The sequence below is a fragment of the Actinosynnema sp. NPDC037264 genome (assembly GCF_055603705.1).
Genome location: NZ_JBVJVK010000130.1, coordinates 1 through 2,218, shown reverse-complemented (window position 1 = coordinate 2,218; position 2,218 = coordinate 1). Strand labels below are relative to the sequence as shown.

Here is a 2,218-nt window from a genome sequence, read left to right as displayed (position 1 = left end):
CGCCGATGCTCAAGCGTCTGGTCGAGGTCTTCGAGAAGATCATGAAGGTGGTCGGCAAACTCGCCGGCAAGGTCACCGGCCTGGACGTGCTCAGCCCGAGCAACATCAAGCCGGGTGGCTTCCTGCAGACCGGCAAGGCCGACATCGACACCCCCTCCGGCAGCCCCGACACCAGCCCCTCCGGCACCAACTCCTCCGGCAACAGCTCCTCCGGCAACGGCGACTCGTCCACTTCGGACACCTCCGGTAACGGCACGGGGACCGGCAATGGCGACGGCACCGGCACACCGCCGGCCAACCGTCCGGGCGACAGCACCACCACCTCCGGCACCACCACCGACCCGACGACCTCCTCGGCGTCACGGCCCGGCCGGGGCGACCCGACCGACGTGCCCACCCCGACCAGCCGCCCCGGACGCGACCCCGGCAGCCCCGACAACGACCTCCCACGCGGCAACACCGCCGGCAACCCGCCCCTCGGCGAACACCGAGGCGGCCCCGGCGGACAGCCCGCACCCGGCAACCACGGACCCAGCAGCCACGGAAACGGCAGCCCGAGCGGCGGCTCACCCAGCAGCGGCAGCGGCGGCGGCGCTCCGAGCAGCAGCAGCAACCCCAGCGGCAGTAGCCCCAGCGGCGGCAACCCTGGCGGCGGTAGCGGTAGCGGCTATGGCAGTGGTGGCGGCGGTTCGCACGGCGGCGGTGGCGGCAGTCCCAGCGGCGGCAGTGGGGGCGGCAGTCCCAGCGGCGCTGGCGGCGGCAGTGGTGGTGGTTCACACGGCGGCAGTGGTGGCAGCAGTGGTGGCGGCGCGCCGAACCCTGCGCCTTCACCACGTTTCGACCAGACCTCCGCGGCAACCGCCGCGACCCCCGACGCCCCGGCACGCCCGGACCAGCCCAACACCCCCGCACCCTCCCGCGATCCCGGCACCACCCCGCAGGGCAACCAGCCCACCGCAGCACCCGGAGCCACGCCCGCGGGCGGCGGTGCACCGGGTAGTGGTGCACCAGGCGGCGGTGCACCGGGTGGCGGCTCGCCTGGCGGTGGTGGCAGGCCGGGCGGTGGCGGCTGGACCGGCACGCCCGGCAGCCCCGGTGCCCCGAGCAGCCCCAACGTGCCCAGCGGCCGTGGGGACCTCGGCTCGGGCGTCCCGACCCCGCGCGGCCCGGAAGGTCCGAGGCCGTCGTCGTTCGGCCCGTCGAGCACCAACCCGTCCCACGCCGGCCCACCACACGCAGGCCCGCCACACGCCGGTCCACCGCACGCAGGCCCACCGCACGCAGGCCCACCGCACACCGGCCAACCATCCTTCGGCCCTACCGGCAACGGTCCTGCCCACGGCCCCGGCCATCCCGGCCCCGGGCACAGCGGCGCACCCAACCAGGGCCCCGGCCCTCGCCCGACCCACACCGGCCCGGGCAACACCGGACCTTCCCACCACGGCCCAGGTAGCACCGGACCTTCCCACGCCGGGCCGAACGCACCAGGCGGTCCACACCACGGTCCGGCCAACCCGGGCCCCGGCAACCCCGGTCCGGGCAACGCGGGCCCCAGGCCTCACGGTCCGGCGGGCGCCGGACCGACCCACACCGGTCCGAACGGCCCAAACCCGCAGCACCCGAACGCGCCGCACTCGAACCCGCCGCACTCGAACCCGCCGCACTCGCCCGCGGGCCCACCCCAGCAACGCGGCGGCCCCGCCCCGGGCTCGCACCCCAACGGCCCGGCTCCGCACACCCCGAACCGGCCGTTCGACGGGCCGGCTCCCCAGCGGCACCCCGACGCGCAGGCACCCACGCCCCGGCGCGACCCGGACCCGCAGTCCCCACCGCGCCGCGACCAGGACGGCATCCCGTCCCAGCGCCGCGACCCGGAAGCGTGGACCCCGCCCCACCGCGACCCCGACCCGAGCACCAACCGGCCGGACAACGACACCCCGAACGGCGACCGCCCCGACAGCGACACCGACCGCCCGGACTCGGATCGGCCCGACACCGACCGGCCCGACACCGACCGCGCCGACACCGACCGCGCCGACGGCGACCAGCCGAGCATCGACGAGGCGCACGCCCGGCACGGTGAGACCACCCCCGCCGGTATCTCGCACCACCGGGGCGACCCGGACATGGGCGACCTGCCCCACCGCGTCCCACCCGACCCCCGCTACTTCACCGCCGACGTCCACATCACCCCCGACGGCCGAGCCCGCATCGGCAA

Annotated in this window: 1 protein-coding gene; it reads right to left on the bottom strand. The window is 76.5% G+C overall.

Annotated features, from left to right (window positions below; all coding sequences use genetic code 11):
• On the bottom strand, window positions 1-337 hold a 337-nt coding region (locus ACZ7GX_RS45645), incomplete at its 3' end, for a hypothetical protein (protein ID WP_498786919.1).
• Window positions 338-2,218 lie beyond the last annotated feature (1,881 nt).